This is a genomic window from Mesorhizobium kowhaii (genome assembly GCF_003253745.1).
Classification (GTDB): domain Bacteria; phylum Pseudomonadota; class Alphaproteobacteria; order Rhizobiales; family Rhizobiaceae; genus Mesorhizobium; species Mesorhizobium kowhaii.
In genome coordinates, this window is sequence record NZ_MZXV01000014.1 from 1 (window position 1) to 2,834 (window position 2,834).

Genomic DNA, 2,834 nt, shown 5'->3' on the forward strand with positions numbered 1-2,834 from the left:
CGTGGGGGTGGGCGCCAAAGAGCCGCCCTGTAGCCTGGGCTATCAGCTCCATTCCCTGACCGCCGCGCGGACCTGCGCCATCGACGATCATCCTGCGAACGAGATCGGGCGCCTGCAAAGTGATTTCTTGCACGACCAGGCCGCCGATCGAGAAACCAAATATGTCGACTTGTTTCAGGCCCAGCGCCTTGATGAAGGCGATGGCGTTCGCGGCCATCTGTTCGAATGTGGTCGGGACCTCGCCGGAGCTGCTGGAGACGCCCGCGTTGTCGAACAAGATCACCTCGCGGCCGCGAGCAAATCCATCGGTCACCGCCGGGTCCCAGTAGTCCATGGTGCCGAGGTAGTGCTGATTGAAAACGAGCGGCACGCCGCCGGTCTTGCCGAACCGGCGATAGGCGAAGCGGATTCCCTTAGCCTCTACGAACTGCGTCGGCGCGGTCTGGTGTGTGTGTGCGGTCATGTCCATATCTCCTTTGGATGGGCGCTAGCGCCGGGTGCGCTGCCGAGCTTCTCGAGCAGGGTCTGCGGCTCGAAATAGGCGACCCAGATCGAGGTGGCCTTGCCGTTCTTTACGGTCCAGTGCTCGGAGATCTTGATCATTGCGTCGCTGCCGGTGATGCCGAAATTCACGAGCGCCACCACGCGGCCGTTCTCCGCAATGAGGCTGTCGTAGCGGAACCGGCCGAAGTCGAGCACATCGGGGAGGTTGGCAAGGACTTCGTCGCGGAAGAACGCCGCCCCTGGATGAACTCCACCCCAGGGGAGATAGTTGGGCGCCGTTGTCGTAAAATCGGGATGCAGGTACTGGGCGAAGTCCGTTAGCCGGCCCTCCACGCCGGCCTGATAATAGGCATCCACCACCGCCTTGCTCAGTTCGCTATTTGATTGGTCGCCCATCAATATCTCTTTCCTGCTGTCCGTTGGCCATCGCGGCGCGGTCTGGTGGTCAGGATTCATTGTGGTCGCTCCTTTGTTATTCAACTGGCATCGCATCCGGTACGAGCGCGAGGGCCGCTTTCGCGCAATCAACGTCATTCTGCACCGCGGGTGCCCCGCTGAGACCGATCGCGCCGACAATTTCTCCGTTGATCTTGATGGGAAACCCGCCGCCCCACGCCGCCACACGCGCGAGCGTGGGGATACCGGCCAAAAGCGACGGGTCGCCTTGGATAAAGTTGAAGAAGTCCTGAGTGGAAACACCGAACAGAGCAGTGTACGCCTTGTTCTGCGCCATCTCGATGGAGAGGATCGGGGCCCCATCCATCCGGCTGAAGGCCTTGAGATTGCCGCCGTCGTCGAGGATCGCAACGTTCTCGCTAACGCCTAGCGCGCTTGCTTTCGCTATCACCTCCGCCACCATCTTCTGTGCGAGCTCAGAAGAAATGCTGTGCTTCTTGATCACGTCAGCCATTGAAGTCCGTCCTTCCGCTTGATGCCCGCGCGTTGATCGGGCGTGGGTCGTAATAGTGGGTCCCTTGCGCAATCTCGGTCGCCCGAACAGGATCAGTTGGCGCTGTGCCCGCCGTCGACGTTGAGAACGTGACCTGTGATGAACCTGGCCTCGTCCGATCCGATGAACACGATGCCGTCGGCGACTTCTTCGGACAGGCCGAGTCGACCCAGCGGGACCTGCCCCACCAGAACCGCCTTGTTCTCCGCCGTCTCGGTGAAACGAGTGAGCATGCCGGTGTCCGTGGGGCCAGGCGCGACAGCATTCACGCGAATTCCCGACTTGGCGACTTCGAGCGCCACCGACTTTGTGATGCCTTCGACGGCGTGCTTGGCGCCGACGTAGAGCGAGGCGCCGGCCGCGCCCTCGTGCCCGTAGGTCGAGGAAATATTGATGATGGTGCCGCTGCCCTGGGCCTGCATGGCGCGCACTTCGTGCTTCATGCTCAGCACCACTCCGAGAACATTGGTATCGAACGTCGCGGCAAAACTTTCGGCGGTCTGATCCGTGATCAGGCCGCGATCGCCTTCGGTGGCGGCGTTGTTCACCGCGACATCGAGACGCCCGAACCGTGCGACGGTCTTGTCGACCAACGCGCGGACGTCATCCTCCTTGCGGACGTCGGCATTGATGAACTCTGCCTCCGAACCGAAAGAGCGGAGTTCCTTGGCGAGCGCCTGGCCGGCCTCGTCACGCCGACCGGCAACGACGACCTTCGCGCCCTTCTTGGCGAAGGCGACCGCGGCGGCGCGACCGATGCCGGTCAGTCCACCGGTGATCAAAACAACTTGAGTGTTCATTTTGTAATCCTCGCAGTTTGCCGCCCTACCGGCAGCGTATGGAAGCGGACCCACTGGCCGCGGCCTAGAGACCGAGACCTGTTGCAGGTACTTTCGTTGGAAGCCATTTAGGCTCCCCTGGCGCCCGCGAAAAAGACTTTGCAAGTAGGGGGGCATGCCTTGGAGATATGGAACGACTAAAGCCGGCGGCTCCAGTAGGCCGCGTGACAGCCCAAACTCTACTGCGCTTCAACGGCAGCCCGAAGGTCGTAGATGCCACTGTTCAGAACATCGACGACCAATGCGCCCAGCAGGCCCGCGCTCCGGCCAATTGGGCGAGCTGTCCCACCAGTGAACCGCGCAATCCTCGCAATTTTGTGCCCTACCGGCAAAGTACGGGAGCGGACCCTCTGGCCCCGAGGCTTAGAGACCGAGACCAGACATGTGCTATCGTTGAAAGCCATGTGGCCTCCCCTGGCGCCCGCGAAAAAGACTTTGTAAGGTGGGGGGCATGCCTTGAAGATGGAAGGCGCTATGGAGCTACGGCACCTTCGCTATTTCGTCGCGGTCGCCGAGGAGGGCAGCCTGACGCTCGCGGCTGA

Annotated in this window: 4 protein-coding genes; all 4 read right to left on the reverse strand. The window is 61.8% G+C overall.

All coding sequences use genetic code 11. The features are described from left to right. A partial coding sequence (locus B5V02_RS08710; protein WP_146606029.1) for an alpha/beta fold hydrolase occupies positions 1-463 on the reverse strand: 463 nt, incomplete at its 3' end. Then, positions 460-900 (reverse strand): nuclear transport factor 2 family protein, encoded by a 441-nt coding sequence (locus B5V02_RS08715; protein ID WP_167458424.1) that lies wholly within the window; start codon positions 898-900, stop codon positions 460-462. The genes B5V02_RS08715 and B5V02_RS08710, both read right to left, overlap by 4 nt. A 76-nt stretch (positions 901-976) precedes the next feature. Next, positions 977-1,414, reverse strand: coding sequence for a GlcG/HbpS family heme-binding protein (locus B5V02_RS08720; protein ID WP_111543837.1), 438 nt, complete (start codon positions 1,412-1,414; stop codon positions 977-979). A 92-nt stretch (positions 1,415-1,506) separates the two neighbouring features. Continuing rightward, on the reverse strand, positions 1,507-2,253 hold the full coding sequence (locus tag B5V02_RS08725) for an SDR family NAD(P)-dependent oxidoreductase (RefSeq protein ID WP_111543838.1): 747 nt from the start codon (positions 2,251-2,253) through the stop codon (positions 1,507-1,509). Positions 2,254-2,834: the final 581 nt, after the last annotated feature.